This window comes from Kitasatospora hibisci (assembly GCF_043950205.1).
GTDB lineage: Bacteria > Actinomycetota > Actinomycetes > Streptomycetales > Streptomycetaceae > Kitasatospora > Kitasatospora hibisci.
Genome location: NZ_CP171642.1, coordinates 8,287,371 through 8,302,813 on the forward strand (window position 1 = coordinate 8,287,371; position 15,443 = coordinate 8,302,813).

At 72.2% G+C, this 15,443-nt stretch carries 19 protein-coding genes and 2 pseudogenes; 13 read left to right on the top strand and 8 right to left on the bottom strand.

Going from position 1 to position 15,443, the window contains the following annotated elements; translation table 11 throughout:
* The first annotated feature begins 131 nt into the window (after window positions 1-131).
* The 5 genes from ACF9IK_RS35965 (at window position 132) to ACF9IK_RS35985 (ending at window position 3,007) form a co-directional block, all read left to right on the top strand.
* Window positions 132-794: a hypothetical protein gene (locus ACF9IK_RS35965; protein ID WP_395298259.1), complete on the top strand. Its 663-nt coding sequence runs from the start codon at window positions 132-134 to the stop codon at window positions 792-794.
* Between the two features lie 44 nt (window positions 795-838).
* Window positions 839-1,795: a hypothetical protein gene (locus ACF9IK_RS35970; RefSeq protein ID WP_395298260.1), complete on the top strand. Its 957-nt coding sequence runs from the start codon at window positions 839-841 to the stop codon at window positions 1,793-1,795.
* Window positions 1,729-2,091: a metalloregulator ArsR/SmtB family transcription factor gene (locus ACF9IK_RS35975; protein WP_395298261.1), complete on the top strand. Its 363-nt coding sequence runs from the start codon at window positions 1,729-1,731 to the stop codon at window positions 2,089-2,091. The genes ACF9IK_RS35970 and ACF9IK_RS35975 overlap by 67 nt, the downstream gene beginning before the upstream one ends.
* 62 nt (window positions 2,092-2,153) lie before the next feature.
* Complete coding sequence (locus tag ACF9IK_RS35980; RefSeq protein ID WP_395298262.1) at window positions 2,154-2,486, top strand: ArsR/SmtB family transcription factor; 333 nt, start codon at window positions 2,154-2,156, stop codon at window positions 2,484-2,486.
* A 17-nt stretch (window positions 2,487-2,503) separates the two neighbouring features.
* Window positions 2,504-3,007 carry a GNAT family N-acetyltransferase gene (locus tag ACF9IK_RS35985; protein ID WP_395298263.1) on the top strand — a complete coding sequence of 168 codons (504 nt, stop codon included), beginning with the start codon at window positions 2,504-2,506 and terminating at the stop codon, window positions 3,005-3,007.
* On the opposite strand, the pseudogene ACF9IK_RS35990 reads toward ACF9IK_RS35985, so the two are convergent.
* The 3 genes and pseudogenes from ACF9IK_RS35990 to ACF9IK_RS36000 all read right to left on the bottom strand — a co-directional run.
* A pseudogene (locus ACF9IK_RS35990) lies at window positions 2,930-3,157 on the bottom strand (NAD(P)-binding protein); the annotation flags it as partial. The gene ACF9IK_RS35985 and the pseudogene ACF9IK_RS35990 sit on opposite strands and share 78 nt — an antisense overlap.
* A gap of 19 nt (window positions 3,158-3,176) precedes the next feature.
* Entirely contained in the window at window positions 3,177-3,935 is a 759-nt protein-coding gene (locus tag ACF9IK_RS35995; protein WP_395298264.1) for an aquaporin, read from the bottom strand.
* A gap of 55 nt (window positions 3,936-3,990) precedes the next feature.
* On the bottom strand, window positions 3,991-4,302 hold the full coding sequence (locus ACF9IK_RS36000; protein ID WP_395298265.1) for an ArsR/SmtB family transcription factor: 312 nt from the start codon (window positions 4,300-4,302) through the stop codon (window positions 3,991-3,993).
* A gap of 144 nt (window positions 4,303-4,446) precedes the next feature.
* Here ACF9IK_RS36000 and ACF9IK_RS36005 point away from each other — a divergent pair, with 144 nt between their 5' ends.
* Together ACF9IK_RS36005 and ACF9IK_RS36010 are read left to right on the top strand one after the other, a co-directional pair.
* Window positions 4,447-4,668, top strand: coding sequence for a hypothetical protein (locus tag ACF9IK_RS36005; RefSeq protein ID WP_395298266.1), 222 nt, complete (start codon window positions 4,447-4,449; stop codon window positions 4,666-4,668).
* A gap of 51 nt (window positions 4,669-4,719) precedes the next feature.
* The gene (locus tag ACF9IK_RS36010; protein ID WP_395298267.1) at window positions 4,720-5,151 is read left to right on the top strand and encodes an arsenate reductase ArsC; all 432 of its coding nucleotides are present in this window, start codon (window positions 4,720-4,722) and stop codon (window positions 5,149-5,151) included.
* 261 nt (window positions 5,152-5,412) lie between these two features.
* Here the strand turns inward: ACF9IK_RS36010 and ACF9IK_RS36015 are convergent, their stop codons facing one another.
* Window positions 5,413-6,288 (bottom strand): LysR family transcriptional regulator, encoded by an 876-nt coding sequence (locus tag ACF9IK_RS36015; protein ID WP_395298268.1) that lies wholly within the window; start codon window positions 6,286-6,288, stop codon window positions 5,413-5,415.
* A 93-nt stretch (window positions 6,289-6,381) separates the two neighbouring features.
* Between ACF9IK_RS36015 and ACF9IK_RS36020 the strand changes: the two genes are divergently transcribed.
* The 3 genes from ACF9IK_RS36020 (at window position 6,382) to ACF9IK_RS36030 (ending at window position 8,890) form a co-directional block, all read left to right on the top strand.
* The gene (locus ACF9IK_RS36020; protein WP_395298269.1) at window positions 6,382-7,119 is read left to right on the top strand and encodes an SDR family oxidoreductase; all 738 of its coding nucleotides are present in this window, start codon (window positions 6,382-6,384) and stop codon (window positions 7,117-7,119) included.
* 565 nt (window positions 7,120-7,684) lie between these two features.
* A complete protein-coding gene (locus ACF9IK_RS36025; RefSeq protein WP_395298270.1) occupies window positions 7,685-8,050 on the top strand; it encodes a hypothetical protein in 366 nt (121 codons plus the stop codon).
* A gap of 261 nt (window positions 8,051-8,311) precedes the next feature.
* The gene (locus ACF9IK_RS36030; protein WP_395298271.1) at window positions 8,312-8,890 is read left to right on the top strand and encodes a TerD family protein; all 579 of its coding nucleotides are present in this window, start codon (window positions 8,312-8,314) and stop codon (window positions 8,888-8,890) included.
* Window positions 8,891-9,375: 485 nt separating this feature from the next.
* On the opposite strand, the gene ACF9IK_RS36035 is transcribed toward ACF9IK_RS36030, so the two are convergent.
* On the bottom strand, window positions 9,376-10,344 hold the full coding sequence (locus tag ACF9IK_RS36035) for a pirin family protein (RefSeq protein ID WP_395298272.1): 969 nt from the start codon (window positions 10,342-10,344) through the stop codon (window positions 9,376-9,378).
* 109 nt (window positions 10,345-10,453) lie between these two features.
* On the opposite strand from ACF9IK_RS36035, the gene ACF9IK_RS36040 reads away from it, so the two are divergent.
* Window positions 10,454-10,939: a carboxymuconolactone decarboxylase family protein gene (locus ACF9IK_RS36040; RefSeq protein ID WP_395298273.1), complete on the top strand. Its 486-nt coding sequence runs from the start codon at window positions 10,454-10,456 to the stop codon at window positions 10,937-10,939.
* 134 nt (window positions 10,940-11,073) lie between these two features.
* Here ACF9IK_RS36040 and ACF9IK_RS36045 read toward each other — a convergent pair whose 3' ends face one another.
* The 3 genes and pseudogenes from ACF9IK_RS36045 to ACF9IK_RS36055 form a co-directional block, all read right to left on the bottom strand.
* On the bottom strand, window positions 11,074-11,268 hold the full coding sequence (locus ACF9IK_RS36045) for a hypothetical protein (RefSeq protein ID WP_395298274.1): 195 nt from the start codon (window positions 11,266-11,268) through the stop codon (window positions 11,074-11,076).
* A 67-nt stretch (window positions 11,269-11,335) separates the two neighbouring features.
* Window positions 11,336-11,941, bottom strand: coding sequence for a restriction endonuclease (locus ACF9IK_RS36050; protein ID WP_395298275.1), 606 nt, complete (start codon window positions 11,939-11,941; stop codon window positions 11,336-11,338).
* A gap of 462 nt (window positions 11,942-12,403) precedes the next feature.
* Window positions 12,404-12,673, bottom strand: a pseudogene (locus ACF9IK_RS36055) (phosphotransferase); the annotation flags it as partial.
* Window positions 12,674-13,450: 777 nt separating this feature from the next.
* Between ACF9IK_RS36055 and ACF9IK_RS36060 the strand changes: the two are divergent.
* On the top strand, window positions 13,451-14,284 hold the full coding sequence (locus tag ACF9IK_RS36060; protein ID WP_395298276.1) for a hypothetical protein: 834 nt from the start codon (window positions 13,451-13,453) through the stop codon (window positions 14,282-14,284).
* A 517-nt stretch (window positions 14,285-14,801) separates the two neighbouring features.
* A complete protein-coding gene (locus ACF9IK_RS36065) occupies window positions 14,802-15,389 on the top strand; it encodes a lytic polysaccharide monooxygenase auxiliary activity family 9 protein (RefSeq protein WP_395298277.1) in 588 nt (195 codons plus the stop codon).
* Window positions 15,390-15,443: the final 54 nt, after the last annotated feature.

Genomic DNA, 15,443 nt, shown 5'->3' on the forward strand with positions numbered 1-15,443 from the left:
ACGGGCGCTCGCGCCGAGGTGGGCACTCGCGCCGAGGCGGGCATCCGCCGGGGGAGGGGAAACCGGTCCGCCACGGCGGAGCCGGACGGGGACGGTGCGCGGCCCGGACTCGACGGCTGAGGCGAGGCACCGTGTCGGCCGCCCGTGAAGACACCGTCCGCCCGCCCGCGGCGAGTACCGACGCCGTCCTTCAGGCCCCGTCAGCCACCTGGACGCGCTTCGTCCTCTTCGGCGCGACGTTGCTGTTCGCGGCGATCCCGTTCTACCACTGGCTCCTGGAGATCGCGTTCCGCTGGACCCCGGACGTGGGCGCATGCCCGCGGCGGAACGCCGCGACCAGCGACCCCGGCGCATACGCGCCGGCCCTCGCCGGCTGCCCGACCGAGACCTTCCGGTCGGCCACGCTGCTCGACCTCGCCCCGCTCGTGGCGCTCCTCGCCCTGGCGGGCATCCGCTACCTGCGCCACCCGGTCAGGATCCGTCGTCGACGGCACCTCGTCCCGCTGGCGCAGTCGAGGGTCCTGCCCGCGGACCACCGCCCGGTCATGGAGGCCGAGCTGGTCCGGCTCGCCGGCGAGAGCGCGGTGCCTGAGCTCCCGGTCTTCCTGACCCACGACGACGACCAGGGCAAGGCCTCGACCTTCGGCCTCCCGCCGCGTCACGAGATGCGGCTCGACGCCGGACTGTTGATGAGGGCGAAGTCGGACGACGAGGCCGACCGGCAGCACTTCCGCGCACGGTCCGCCATGAGCTGGCCCATCTGCGCAACCGCGACATCGGCATCACCCAGCTGACGGACGCGCTGTGGTGGGCGTTCGTCGTCCTGACGGCCGGCCCGGTGCTGGCCGTCGCCGTGTTCGACCTCACCCGGGACACGGCATGGGCGGACTTCGTCGCGGGCGAGGTGCGAGGTCTCGCCGCCGTGGTCGTCCTGGTGCTCCTCGCCCATCGCGCGGTGCGGCGCGCTCGTGAGCACTACGCGGACCTGCGAGCCGCCCTGGTCGACGGCGGCGTGTGGTTCGCCCGCTCCGTGGCACGGGCCGTGGAGGAGGAGCAGGAGGAGGCGCGACGGCTGCACGGGTGGGCCCGGCTGCGCCACTGGTACGACCGGGCCGTCGACCGTCACCCGTCGCCCACGAGGCGGGTCGAGGTCTTCGGTGATCCGACCGTCCTGCTCCGGTTCCACCTGGGCGAGGCTGCCGCGGCCGGGACGGCGGCCGGGCTTGGCTACCAGGGCGTGCAGCTGGCGGTCTCCCGGCTCACGGGGACGTGGCCCTGGGCCCCGGTCCTGGTCGGCATGATCCTGGCGCTCCCGGTGGCCGCGGTTCTTGCCGCCGGAGCCCTCCGCGAGGCCTGTGCCGGGCCGGCACGCCGCCGGTTCGTCCTCGCCCGGGCCGCGGCGGCTGCGCTGGTGACGACGGCGGGGCTGCTCCTCGGCGAGGGCCTGAGCTGGAGTGCGCTGGTCGTCCGGTGGTGGCGGGCCACGCTGACCGACCCCGGGGCCGGGCCCGCCGGAGCCTCCCCCTCGCGGACCGCTCCGGCAGGGTTCACCCTTCCACCGCCGGGCGGCGACGCCTCCTGCAGCCGATGCATCGACCTGCACCCGGCCGCCGCGGAAGTCACCCACACCCGAGGCCGGCGCTCGCCGACCCCCTCTGGCGAGGCGTGCGTTCGGCCCGCGGGCCCGCGGTCCTTTCGCACTGATTCGGCGGATGTCAATATTGGTGCATGTCGAACACCGCGTCGTTGCCGTTGCTGGAGACGGATGAGGCCGCCCCGTGCTGCCCGCCGCTGACCTCCGCCCCGCTGTCGGAGGAGGACTCGGTGCGGATGGCGGCGATGTTCAAGGCCCTCGCCGACCCGGTGCGGCTGCGGCTGTTCTCCCGCGTCGCCTCGCACGAGGGCGGCGAGGCGTGCGTGTGCGACATCCAGGACGTCGGCGTCTCCCAGCCCACCGTTTCCCATCACCTCAAGAAGCTCCGTGAGGCCGGCCTGCTCACGTCCGAGCGGCGCGGCACCTGGGTCTACTACCGCGTCGCCCCCTCCGTACTCGCCGGCATGGCCGGTCTGCTCACCGCCGCCGGCCGCTGACCCGAGCGGCCTTCGCCTCGGGACTGCCAAAGGAAGCATCCATCGACTATCGTCGATTATCGATGAATGACTCGTGGAGCACCAGCCCCGCCCTGCCCGCCGATGCCGCGCGACTGTACGCCTCGTGGTTCAGGGCGCTCGCCGACCCGACCCGCGTGCAGTTGCTGCACCTGCTGGCGGCCGAGGCGCGGCCGATGAGTGTCGGCGAGATCGTGGAGCGCGCCCCGGTCGGGCAGTCCACGGTCTCCCACCACTTGAAGGTCCTCGCCGAGGTCCGCTTCGTGCTGCCCGAGAAGCAGGGCACCTCCACCCGCTACTCGGCCAACCGCACCTGCCTGACCGTCTTCCCGGAGGCCGTGCGCACCATCCTCGGCGAATCCCCGCCCCCTTGCTGACCCCTGTGGAGGACTCCATGCCCCAGGCCGCGATCACCATCGTGCCGATGACCGCCGCCCACGCCGGCCAGGTCCTGGCCATCCTCCAGGCCGGGATCGACGAGGGGAACGCCACCTTCGAGACCGAAGCCCCGACCTGGGAGGCGTTCGACACGGCCAGGCTCCCCGAGCACCGGTACGTCGCCCTCGGCGAGGACGGCCGGGTGCTGGGCTGGGTGGCCGCCTCACGGGTCTCGGAGCGGTGCGCGTACGCCGGGGTGGTCGAACACTCCGTCTACGTCCACCCCGAGGCCCGGGGTCGGGGCGTGGCGGGCCGACTGCTGGGAGCACTGGTCCTGTCGACGGAGGCGGCCGGGATCTGGACGATCCAGTCCGGCGTGTTCCCGGAGAACGCCGCCAGTCTCGCCGTCCATGCCAAGGCCGGGTTCCGGGTGGTCGGCACCCGCGAGCGCATCGGCCGCATCCGCGGCACCTGGCGGGACGCCGTGCTGATCGAGCGCCGCAGTCCGGTGGTCAGCTGACGCCGGCGCAGGCCTCGGCCGGGACGCCTGAGCACATCTGCGCGGTCCGCCCGGCGCCTGGGCGGCGTCGAGGACGGCGAAGTCGAGTCCGGCGCGCCGCAGGTGGTAACCGGCGGCGAGGCCTGCCTGGCCCGCGCCGACGAGGAGGACCTGGGCGCGCCGGACCCGCTCACTTCGACCCGGCCGGACGGCGGTGGGTGAAGATCAGCGCCACGAGGGCCAGGCCGACGGCGCCGCCGATCAGCTGCATGCCGATGAATCCCGGCACGGAGCTCGGGGCGATGCCGGCGAAGGTGTCGGTGAACGCGCGGCCGATCGTCACGGCGGGGTTGGCGAAGGAGGTGGAGGAGGTGAACCAGTAGGCGGCGCCGATGTAGGAGGCGACGGCGACCGGGGCGAAGCGCAGGTGGTCGGTCTTGGCCAGGCCGAAGATCAGCAGAATCAGTCCGGCGGTGGCGACGACCTCTCCGAGCAGCAGGTGCCCGGCCGAGCGGTCGTGCGTGGACCATTTCACCAACTGCTCGCCGAACATGGCGTCCGCGAGGATCGCCCCGGCGATCCCACCCGCGATCTGCGCAGGGACGTACGCGGCGACCTCGCGCAGCCCCGGACCCTTGGGGTCCTTGCGGCCGCTCCACCACTCGGCGAGCGTGACGACGGGGTTGAAGTGCGCCCCGGAGACCGGGCCGAGCAGCAGGATCAGGACGCCGAGGCCGAAGACGGTGGCCAGGGAGTTGGCCAGCAGCTGCAGACCGACGTCCTGGGTGAGCTCGGTGGCCTGGATGCCGGATCCGACCACGACGGCGACCAGGGCGGCGGTGCCGACCAGCTCGGCCGCCACCCGGTTCGGCAGCGGAACCGCGGGCGGCTCGGCCGCCAGGGGCTCGGCGTCGGTGGCATCGGGTCTGGCCTCGTCTATGGCGCTCAACTGGTGCTCCTCGTGCAGGGCGGGGTGGGGCCGCCGGGGTCGGGGCCGGGGTGGTTCAGCAGGACCGCTTGCGGTTGTTCACAGCGGCTTCGCGGGCGGTGGCGGCCAGCCCTGCGAACTCCGCGGCGACGGCTTCCAGGGCGTCGGCGCGGAGCTTGTAGTACGTGAAGCGTCCGCAGGGCTCGGTGTCGACGAGCCCTGCGTCGCGCAGGATCTTCAGGTGGTTCGACAGGTTCGTCTGCTTGGCGCCGGTCTCCTCGACCAGGTGCGTCGTGCACAGGGCCTCGCCCGCGAGGAGCGAGACGATCTGCATCCTCAGCGGGTCGGCAAGCGCCTTCATTACGTCACTGTCGACTGATGTCACCATGGGCTGATACGTTACCCGTGTCGGGCCCGCTGAGCGAGCCCCGTCCCGGCCGCCACCGGGGTCGGCTGCGCGCCCTCGCGGCACGGTCCTTCCCCCGATGCTTCGGCCGGGGGTGTCCTCACCCCTGAAGGGCTGGTACTCCTGATGAGCGAATCCCCGCCTACGTCGCCGGCTCCCAGACTCTCGGCGGGCGCTGCCCGCCCGACCCCGCGCCCCGACGTCTTCCGTGAGCCGCTCACCGAGGAGACCGTGGCCGCCGCCGATGTGGTGATGGCCACCATGGGCTGCGGCGACGTCTCCCTCCTTCCGAGCGTCTCCCGCGTCGAAGCCCTGCTCGCCGAACTCACTCCCGGCGAGCCGAAGTAGCCCTTGCCCGTCTCACCACGGGAACCGCACAACCGAAGGACACCCCACACCATGACCGCCGTGCCGACCGCCTCCGTGCTGTTCGTCTGCATCCACAACGCCGGCCGCTCCCAGATGGCCGCCGGCTTCCTCACCCACCTCGCCGGCGACCGCGTCGAGGTCCGCTCCGCCGGCTCCGCGCCCGGCGACCAGGTCAACCCGTCCGCGGTCGCCGCGATGGCCGAGCTCGGCATCGACATCTCCGACCAGAGGCCGAAGATCCTCACCACCGAGGCGGTCCAGGCGTCCGACTACGTCATCACCATGGGCTGCGGCGACGCCTGCCCGTACTTCCCCGGCAAGAAGTACCTCGACTGGAAGCTCGACGACCCCGCCGGCCAGGGCGTCGAGGCCGTCCGCCCGATCCGCGACGAGATCAAGGGCCTCATCGAAGGCCTGATCGCCGAGATCGACGCCCAGGCCGCCGCCGGACAGGAGAGCTGACCTCCCACGGCCGGCACCGCTCAGGTGGTGTGGGGGCGCGCCTGCGTCGGCGAGGCGACCGCTTCGAGAGGCACGGCGCGGTCGAGGCGATCCACGGCGACCCGAAGCCGAACGGCGTCACCCTGCGCACGGTGTCGAACGACGGGTGCACCACGGGCGAGACCCGCGAGCCGGCCGATCGCTCGGGCGCGGTCCGGTCCCCGGGCGGCAGGCGGTGGGCGGCAGGCGGCAGGCGGTGGGAACCGCCCGCCCCGCCGGCGGCTACCGGGAGGATGCGAGCTGTACGGCGGTCCTGACCAGGCGGGCCAGGGCTGGTGAACGGCTGTGCGCGGGCCAGGCGATGTGGGTGACGACGGGGGGCGCGTCGGTCACGGGGACGGCGGCGTGCTCGGACCACAGCCAAGCGCGCGCGGACTCCGGCACGACGGCGACGGTGCGTCCCAGGGCGACGAGTTGCGCCAACTGCGTCTGATCGCGGATCTCGGGGCCGGGGCCGGGCGCGTAGACGCCGTGACGGGGCCAGCGCGCCGATGGCAGGTCGGGGACGTCGCTGATGTCGGCCAGGGACAAGGTCTTGCGCGCGGCCAGGGGGTGTCCGGCGGGCAGGATGGCGAACTGGTTCTCGGTCATGAGCTCCTCGCTGTCGAACCCGGCGAGGGAGTTGAACGGCACGTGCATCAGCGCGACGTCGGCGCTGCCGTCGCGCAGCCGTGCTTCCTGATCGCACATGCCGCACTGCAGGACCTCGACCTCGGCGGCGTCAGGCTCGGCCGCATTTGCGTCGAGGAGCTTCTGCAGCAGCTCGTGAACCGCGGCGGTCTTCACCGCCAGCACCAGACGGCTGCGCTCCCCGCTCGGGTTGTCCGCTCCGCCGGCGCGGCGGGTGCGGCGTACGGCGGCGAGGGCCGCGTCGAGCGTCGCGCGGCCCTCGTGCAGCAGCACCGATCCGGCATCGGTCAGCGCGACGCCGCGGCGGTTGCGTTCCAGGAGGCGGACGCCGAGACGCCGTTCGAGCTGCTGGACCGCCCGCGACAGCGGCGGCTGGGCCATGCCCAGGCGTTCGGCGGCCCGGCCGAAGTGAAGCTCCTCGGCCACGGCGACGAAGTATCTCAGCTCGCGGGTCTCCAAGGCGTCCACGGCGACAGAGTACTCCAGTGATACCTGCCGGGTATCACAGCCGACCCGATCGGTATTGGCCGGCGCGCTCACCTGGGAGCGAGCATGGACGGCATGAGCGAAACGAAGACCGCGCTGGTCACCGGCGCGAACAAGGGAATCGGCTACGCGATCGCCACCGGCCTCGGAGCCCTCGGATACCGCGTGGCCGTCGGAGCGCGGGACGCAGGCCGACTCGAAACCGCCGTCGAGAAGCTGCGCGCCGCCGGGGCCGACGCGTTCAGCGTGCCGCTGGACGTCACCGGCGACCAGAGTGTGGCCGACGCCGCGGAACTGATCGAGCGTGAGGCCGGAGGGCTGGACGTGCTGGTCAACAACGCGGGCATCTCGGGAGAGATGGGTCCGGGCTGGGTGCAGGACCCCACGACCCTCGACCTCGACCTGGTCCGCACGGTCGTGGAGGCCAACGTCGTCGGGGTCATCCGGGTGACGAACGCGATGCTCCCGCTGCTGCGTCGCTCGTCGTCGCCGCGCATCGTCAACATCTCCAGCAGCGTCGGCTCCACGACCCGGCAGGCCGACCCGGACATCGAGCTCGGACCGGTCATGGCGGCCTACGCGCCGTCGAAGGCGTTCCTCAACGCCGTGACCGTGCAGTACGCCCGACAGTTCGCCGACACGGACATCCTGATCAACGCCGCCTGCCCCGGTTTGTGCGCGACCGACTTCACCGGCTTCTTCGGGAACCGCACCCCGGAGCAGGGCGCGGCCACGGCGATCCGGCTCGCCACGCTGCCGGATGACGGCCCGTCCGGCGCGTTCTTCGACGACGAGGGTGTCATCCCCTGGTGAGCGACGAGCGGTCCCGGATGCGAGATCGAATCAGAGGCGCGAGCGCGATGGCGAGGCCGAGTCGCAGGTCGGACCTGAGACGGCACCCGCCCGCGTCGGCGGTCGCCGAGCTCCACGGCCGCCGTCGGTGCCTGCCGCGCGCCGGGGCTTCACGGCGGGTGCCTGGGCGATCTCCTCGCGGATCGGCCGGTGCTCCACCACCTACCACGTGAAACGCGTTTCGTCGTAGGTCAGGGGCATGCGAACCGTCTACGGTCAGCAGATCGTCAGCATCGGAGGGCCGGAGACTGCAGACGATGGCCCCCTTCTCGAATCTGCGCGACTTCACGGCCTCTCCTGCTGTCCTCCTGCGCTGTGACGGGCGTGCACGTGGTTCCCCTTCGAGGTGGTGCCGGGGACGACGGTGCACCAGAAGGGCAGGAGTGCCGCTCATGGTCAAACCCTTGTTCGACGGAGGTCTTGTGCGGGACCGACGCGGACGGTCTTCGCAGGCCGCAGGGGTTGCCCGGTCCGGGTGACCCGTAAACTGTGAGGCCGGTCGAGCAGCGGGGGGGGGGGTAGTGGCATGGGCGATTGGATATGGGCAGTGATCCCGGCCGTGATCATCGGCGGGGGATGGGTCGGTGACACGGTCCGGGGCGCGCTGAAGACGCGTCACGAGCGGAAGGTGGAGTTGCGGCAGCTTGCCGAGCGCCGGCAGCTCGCACTCGACGCGGCGAAGCGTCCGCCGGAGCCCGTCTGCGGATGCACTCATCACCTGGCCAAGCACGACAAGCAGGGTAAGTGCCACGAGGTGGTCGAGGCGCCGGCGGCCTGGGACGCCGAGCGCAAGCCCCTGAGCTACGAGCCGCGGCCGTGCAACTGTCAGCAGTACGTCGGGCCCGAGCCGTTGGGGACGGTCTTCGCGCCGGAGATCGTCGATCCCCGCTGAAACCGTACCGGCCTCGTCCGCGGGTGGCGCCGCGTGCGTGCACGATGCGGCTTTGGCACGCCTTTCCCGTGCACGTCGAGGGCCTGTGACGCTGGCGATCGCGCGGTGTCGCAGGTCCTCGACCGAGGGTGTGTCGAACCTCAAGGAATGGTCAAGGGGCGGCAAAGGATCCACTGGTGGCTACCCGCCCTGATGCTCTACAGTGCTGTAGACGTGACTGTTGATCACCGCCCGTCGTAGCGGTTAGGGGAGTTGCTTTTCATGGGGGTCAGCCTGAGCAAGGGCGAGAACGCCGTCCTGAACCGGGACGGTGCGCCGCCCGCCGACGTCACGGTCGGCCTGGGGTGGGACGTGTCTGCTCCCGGCGGTCCGAAGGTCGACCTGGACGCGTCGGCGATCGTGGTCGGCGCCGACGGCAAGGTCCTGTCGGACCGGCACTTCGTCTTCTTCAACAACCTCTCCGTCCCGGACGGCTCGGTGCGCCACACCGGCGACAGCCGGACCGGGGAGGGGGGTGGCGACGACGAGCAGATCGCCGTCAACCTCGACGGCCTGGCCGCCGAGGTCGAGCAGGTCCTTTTCGTCGTCTCCGTCTACGACGCCGAGGCGCGCGGCCAGAGCTTCGGTCAGGTCGAGGACGCCTTCATCCGTGTCGTCGACAATGTGACCGGCCGTGAGATGTGCCGCTACGAACTGGCGCTCGACGCCGCGAAGGAGACCGCAATGGTCTTCGGTGCCCTCTACCGTCGCGGTGGCGAGTGGAAGTTCCGCGCCATCGGGCAGGGCTACGCCTCCGGGCTCGCGGGGATCGCCGCCGACTACGGCGTCAACGTAGGGTGACCGGGCCGCGACTGTCGACGCACCTGCCCGACCCGCGGCCCGGTCGGTGGGGCGCGGATCGCTCGGCCGCCGGGTCTTCGGCCCGGCGGGTTCGCAGGTGGTCGCGGCAGGGGTCGACGAGAGTGGGCCGGTTCTGCGGCGCCCGTCGCAGGCCTTCGGGCTCGGGAGTGCGCGCGTATCGCTATGACGGTGTCCAGGGGCGGGTTCAGGCGTGAGTGGTTGTTGCCGGTACCGATCTCGAAGGCTGTCGATCGAACGGGAGTCTCGATGGGGTGACTGCGGCGGTTTCCGCGCGTGAAAGCAGGGCTTCCAGGGAGCTCGGGGGTGCGATCCCATTCCGAGCGGTTCCCGGAGGCCCTGTTGCCCTTGTTGTGCGGCGATCACGTGCCGGTCCAGCTCGATCTCGGCGGCCTCCAGCACCTCAGCCAACCGGGCGACTTCCTCCCGTAGCCCTTCCACCCGCAGACGGGCCGTCGTCTCCCGGGTCAGCGGGCGTTTCCGCGGGGCTTCAAGGGGATTCCCGGGAGCTCCGGAGCGGGCAGGCGGTCGCCCGGGTAGCCCTGGACCTCGCCGAAGCGGTCGGGGTTCGCGGAGCTCATCCACTCCTCGCGGGCTCGGGTAACGTCCTCGTGGGACCGCCCGATGAAGTTCCACCACATCACGATCTGCTCCTCGAACGGCGTCCCGCCGAGCAGGATCAGGCAGGCGGGGGCGTCGGAGGTGTTGGTGATGGTCAGTGTCTCGGAGCCGGGGGCCAGGTAACCGAGGTCGGCGGGGTGCAGCGGGGTGCCCTCCAGCAGGACGTCGCCGCGGTCGACGAGCAGGCCGTGCTCGAAGGCGGGGTCGACGGCGAGAGTGGTGGTGGCGCCGGGGGTGAGGGTCAGTTCGGCGCCGAGCAGCGGGGTGAAGCTGGGGACGGGCGAGGTGTCGCCGGCGAGGGAGCCGAGGAAGACCCTGGCCTCGCCGCCGGGGACGGGCACCGGGCTCGGGGCGTGGTGGTGGAAGTCGCGGCCGGTGTTCCGGTGCTCAGCGGGGAGCGCCACCCAGAGCTGGACGCCGTGCAGCACGGTGGTCTCGGGTGTCGAGACCTCGGAGTGACTGATGCCGTGCCCGCTCGTCATGAGGTTGAGCTCGCCCGGACGCACGAACGCGTGGACGCCGAGGCTGTCCCGGTGCTCGATCTCGCCGGTGAACAGCCAGCTCACCGTCTGCAGGCCGGTGTGGGGGTGCGGGGCGACGTCCATGCCGCCGGTGTCGGAGACATCGTCCGGCCCGTAGTGGTCGGCGAAGCACCAGGCGCCGATCAGGGAGCGGTTCCGCTGCGGCAGGGTGCGTCGTACCGTCATCGCCCGGGGTCCGCCCAGGGGTACGTCCCGCGGGGAGAGCACCTCCACGCGGGGTCCGGACGGTCCGGTGGCAGTCTCTGGCGCTTTTGTTTCGGATTCAACTATCATGGAGTCGATCATAGCCGCCGAGGTCGGTCGGCGCACCCCTGCCCGAGCGGCCGATCCCGGCTCGCTCGACCGAAGGGCCGTCAGCGGCCCATCCACCGAAGGAGTCCAGGTGACCACGGCATCCCAGACCCGCGTCTTCGTCGACAAGCAGAGCCCGAAGGCCTTCCACGCGCTGGTCGCCACCTCCGAGGCCGTCCGCACCGTCGCCGCCGACGCCGGACTGGACCGCAGGCTCGTGGAGCTGGTCAACCTGCGCGTCTCCCAGATCAACGGCTGCGCCTACTGCCTGGACGTCCACACCCGGGCCGCCCAGCGCGCGGGGGAGACCGCGCAGCGGCTCGGCGTGCTGCCGGCCTGGCGCGACACCGAGGTCTTCACCCCGCGTGAGCGCGCCGCGCTCGCCCTGGCCGAGGCGACCACCAGCCCCGCCGACCGTGCCGTGCAGGACAGCGCCTACGAGCTCGCGCGCGAGGTGCTGACGGAGGACGAGATCTCAGCGGTGATCTGGGTGTCGATCACCATAAACGCGTTCAACCGCGTCTCCATCCTGAGCAAGCACCCCGTGCGCCCTGCGCAGCCCTCCTCGGCGTCCTGAGGCCGAGCCGGAGGCTCCCCCGCGGCGTCGGCGTCGGCGTCGGATCGACCCTACGAGCCCGGGCTGGATCACCTTGCCTTCCGGTGACGCGGTTCTGTCCCAGGAGAGCTCTGTGGCGCTCGCCCGGGGCCGTCTCACAGGGTCGCCCGGGTGATCGCGCCGACGAGGCGGAGGATGGCCTGGCCCCAGGGGGTCGCGGCGATGAGCACCCCGAAGACGGTGCAGAGGACGACGGTCAGCCGCTCGTCGGAGCGGCTGCGGGACTCCGTCCGGCGGGCCAGGCGGATGAAGATGACGACGGCGAGCGCCGCGGACGCGCTGACGGTCAATCGAGGGTCCTCTTTCTCTGGAGGGTCGGCGGCGACGGTGGCCGGAGCGGCGGACGGTTCGGGTGGCTCAGCGGCCGCGACCGCTGCGCGGTGCGGGGATCCGGGGGAGCAGCTCCCAGAGCGGCAGACCGCTGGAGGCCCAGCGGCCGAGGAGCGCGCGGTCGACCAGGGCGACGTTCTGGTCCTGGCCCCACCTCACGGCCGGGGCCGAGAACCTGCCGTTGGTGACGACGACGGGGACCTGCGCCCGGTGCACCCGTTCGTTGGCGCCGACCAGCGCGTACAGCACTCCGACGCCGACCGCCGCGCCGCCGACCGGGTCCTGCTTGTGCTTGCACTGCAGGACCCAGCGCCGCCCCATCGGGTCCGTGGCGAGGACGTCGGCGCTCTGGTCGCCGCCACCGCCGACCTGCTCCGCGCGGCAGCCGTCGCGGCGCAGCAGGTCCCGCACGGCGAACTCGAAGGCGCGGTGGCCCATGTGGTCCAAGCCGCCGGGGCCGGTGAGGGCGAGCCGCAGGCGGCGCTGCCGTTCCAGGGCCGCGGCCTGCTGGGCCAGCCGCGCCCGGACCACGGCCGTGGCGACGGCTCCGCCCGCCACCAGCAGCAGGACCGGGATCCACCAGTGGGCGATCAGCCAGCGCACCAGTGCGAGTGCGAGGCTGACGGCGAACACGGTGCCCAACAGCAGTGCGACGGCGGACTCTGCGCCGCCGCTCCTCCCCGGACGCCGACGACGCGCCGGTGGTCTGCGCGATCCCACCCGTACCCCCGTGATTCGGCCGGCAGTCGAACGATTCATGACACCAGCCGCCACGGGTGGCGCAGGAAGCGCGCACGGGCGCACGGGGATGGCGTCCGGCAGGCGCGTCGATCGAACCGTTCGCGTTCGGCTTCGACTTGGCCTCGGACCGGCTCGGTCGGGTTCGGTTTGTTTCGGCCCGGGGCTGCTCGGCTCGGGGACGGTTCGGCGGTCGACCGGTCGCTGCACCGCCGCCGAACGGCCTCCGGGCAGCCGCCGGACCGGGCCCCGCTCAGCCGGCGTGGTCGGCGAGGACCTCGGAGACGGCCCGTCCCATTCCGGCTGGGCGAGCGCGTGCTCCCAGGCAGCGAGCACGGCGGGAGCGTCGATCACGTCCGCCGCCTTCGCCGTCCATGTGCGCACGGACGCGTCGCGGCTGCGCAGCGGCCCGCCGCGGTAGCCGCGCGGTGCGCCGGTGGGATCGGCTGCGCGCAACGCCGTCACGAACTCGCCGAGGTCCCGGGCGAACCGGTGGTCGGCGCGGTCCTCCTCGGTCAGGTGCGCGCCGTCGATCCAGCGGCTGACCGCCCAGGGGAACGGGTAGCCGAGCCCCGGTCGTCCGACGGCGATCCGCTCGGGTACGGCGACGGGCAGGAGTGGGGCCAGTCGCTGGAGCCAGTCCGTTCGAGCTCCACCTGCCCGACGGCCGCTTCGAGTCGGGGCAGCCGGACGGCCAGGTCGCCGAAGAGGCGGTAGGTCGCGTTGTCAGGTCTCCGGAGGTCCGCCTCGGGACCAGGGGTGGGCGCCTCGGCGGGAGACGGATCGCCGGCGGCCGGGTCGTCGTCCGGCTCGGCGAGGCACGGGCGATGCGCGGCGACGCACCTCTCAACCGCCCCGTACAGGTCCTTCCGGCGTGAAACCGGTTCGCGACCTGCGTCGCGTCGGGCGCGGTCCGCCACCGCGAGGTCGGCCAGGCGCTTCCGGCAGCCACCGTGAACACCTCGGAAGCCGTGCCCGCACCCGGGGAAGTCCGCCTGCCGAGTCGAGCCCCTCGCCCCTCGCCCCTCGCCGAGAAGACCACGCTCTCGGCTGCCACGATGACCTCCGCGGCGGTCACGGGAGCGAGGTGGGAGAAGGCCGTCCGGAACGCGCTGCAGTCACAAAGACGTTGGTCGTCCCACGGTTTCGGGCGACGTGACGGACCGGCATCGCTCCACCGGCGGATGGCTTGAGACAACGAGCCGAGGGGTCGCGGTCCGCGCATCAGGACCGGACGGCTCCCGAGTGCACCGGCCGACCCGCGCCGGCGTTGCGGCAACCGTCATCCACGTCTCGGTCAGCGCCCGGCGACGGAAAACCGTTGGAGCTCGCGGACCCGGCACGTCAGACTGGCCGGCGGACCCGACGGTCGGGCCATGAGACAGCTCAACGGGAGCATCTGAATTGACGGAGTCCACGCCGTACGATGCCGAGCGCAGTGCCTTCACGCGAGCGGCATTGGCACGCCTGGTCCTGAGCGACACCAGCGTGGACCTCGCCGGCGCGGCGGCCAACCTGGCGATCACTCGGTTCGACGATCAGACGGGCATGGGCGGACGGGTCAGCGAGGCCGCCGCCTTGCGGGTAGTCGCCGACCGACTGCTCACCAGGGCAGTGATCTTCGAACGCGAGCGCGGCAGCTCGTGGGAGCAGATCGCTCACTACCTCGACACGGACGCGGCCGACGCACGTGAGCGGTTCACGCCCGCCGTCGACCGATGGGAGCGCGCGTTCGAGGAGCCGTACGGCCTTGACGAGACGGGCCGCAAGCGCGTGCGCCAGTTGCCCGCCGCGGCCTACGACCCCGAGGCCGCGTGCCGTCAACTCGACCTCGCCGTGTGCTTTCGCATGTACTTCCACGACGAGCACCCGGTGAGCGGCGCGCTCCGCCCGAGCCCCCCGACCGATGGCCGGCCTCCGCTGGACTACGGCCTCGAAGGCCGGATCCACCGCCGGAACCTCGGCCTGTTCGTGAGCCTGCTGGCCCAGTTCACGGACGCGGACTTCACGCAGTCGGACTGGGATGCTGTCGCAGCGCACGTGCGAAGCACCGACGAGGACGACCGCAGCACGTGGGACACCCACCCGGTCGAGGGTTCGACCGCCTCGCTCCACGTCCGCATCGCCAACGTCACGCGTGACGACGACCTCGTCGAGGTCGTCGTCACGGGGGCGACCGACGCCGGACTGCGGCTGCGGATCGACACGCTGTTCGAGGCGCTGGGTCCGGGCGCCTGAGTCCGCCGGGCTTTCTCCTCGGTGCGACGCCGCGAGGAGCCTCCGACGGGACGAACTCCCGTGTGTCCGGCGCATCCTGCGGTCTGTGCAGGATGCGGCAGGTTCGCTCGGGTGGGTGGTGGCCGGCCGGGGGTCTCGGTCTGTCGCGCCGCGCCCGGCGGAAATGTGGCGCCCGCATCCTGGCGGTGGCGTCGGCCCTGGAACCGTCCGCTCGGCAGGGGCCGATCGGGAGGCCGACGGACCTTGATCTTCCCGTGGCGGGCAACGGCGGTGGACCGGCATCGCTCCACAGGGACCGGATCGGAACCTCCCCATCTCCCCTGCCCCGCGGGCGGTCTGACGTCGATCCCGGCATATGGTCCAGACCATTGACGGCGCCGGCGGGCGCCGCCTAGGGTGTGGGGCGCCGTCCTGGCGCAGACACGCCAAGAGATCCGTGGCAGGCGCACCCCCACGCGCTCTCTGTGTCGGGCGTACTCGCACTCGCACTCTCCATCCACCCCCACGGAGGAGCACCATGCGCAGGCGTCACATCATCGGTGCCGTTCTGGCGGCCGCGGCCGTCCCGCTCGCGACGGCCTTGCCGGCCCAGTCGCACGGCTTCATCAACCTCCCGCCCAGCCGTTCCGCACTCTGCGGCACGGGCGTCGTCACCGACTGCGGCGACATCGAATGGGAACCGCAGAGCGTCGAGGGGCCGAAGGGCTTCCCGAGCAGGGGGCCCGCCGACGGGACCATCTGCGCGGCAGCCGACGCCCGCTGGGCGCCGCTCGACAACCCCCGGAACGGCACCTGGCCGACCACGAAGGTGACGGCCGGCCAGCAGCTCGAGTTCACCTGGGAGATCGAGGCCAGGCACGCGACCACGAACTTCAAGTACTACCTGACCAAGCCCGGTTACGACGCGACCCAGAAGATCACCCGGGCCAACCTCGACCTCACCCCGTTCCTGACCGTCCCCTACAACGGCCGCCGGCCCGCCGCCACGACCACCCACACCGCGACCCTCCCCACGGGCCGCACCGGGCACCACGTGGTGGTCGCGGTCTGGGAGATCGCCGACACGGCCAACGCCTTCTACTCCTGCACGGACGTCCTGTTCTGAGCCGCGCAGCCGGTGCGGACTGCCCCCGCACCGGCTCCAAGCAACGGCTCCAGC

Excerpts from the sequence above, each read along its gene's own strand:
- ACF9IK_RS36020 (WP_395298269.1), top strand. The coding sequence starts at position 6,382 with ATGAGCGAAACGAAGACCGCGCTGGTCACCGGCGCGAACAAGGGAATC.
- ACF9IK_RS36025 (WP_395298270.1), top strand. The coding sequence starts at position 7,685 with ATGGGCGATTGGATATGGGCAGTGATCCCGGCCGTGATCATCGGCGGG.
- ACF9IK_RS36010 (WP_395298267.1), top strand. The coding sequence starts at position 4,720 with ATGACCGCCGTGCCGACCGCCTCCGTGCTGTTCGTCTGCATCCACAAC.
- ACF9IK_RS36000 (WP_395298265.1), bottom strand. The coding sequence starts at position 4,302 with ATGGTGACATCAGTCGACAGTGACGTAATGAAGGCGCTTGCCGACCCG.
- ACF9IK_RS35980 (WP_395298262.1), top strand. The coding sequence starts at position 2,154 with ATGAATGACTCGTGGAGCACCAGCCCCGCCCTGCCCGCCGATGCCGCG.
- ACF9IK_RS36035 (WP_395298272.1), bottom strand. The coding sequence starts at position 10,344 with ATGATAGTTGAATCCGAAACAAAAGCGCCAGAGACTGCCACCGGACCG.
- ACF9IK_RS35985 (WP_395298263.1), top strand. The coding sequence starts at position 2,504 with ATGCCCCAGGCCGCGATCACCATCGTGCCGATGACCGCCGCCCACGCC.
- ACF9IK_RS36065 (WP_395298277.1), top strand. The coding sequence starts at position 14,802 with ATGCGCAGGCGTCACATCATCGGTGCCGTTCTGGCGGCCGCGGCCGTC.
- ACF9IK_RS35975 (WP_395298261.1), top strand. The coding sequence starts at position 1,729 with ATGTCGAACACCGCGTCGTTGCCGTTGCTGGAGACGGATGAGGCCGCC.
- ACF9IK_RS36030 (WP_395298271.1), top strand. The coding sequence starts at position 8,312 with ATGGGGGTCAGCCTGAGCAAGGGCGAGAACGCCGTCCTGAACCGGGAC.
- ACF9IK_RS36005 (WP_395298266.1), top strand. The coding sequence starts at position 4,447 with ATGAGCGAATCCCCGCCTACGTCGCCGGCTCCCAGACTCTCGGCGGGC.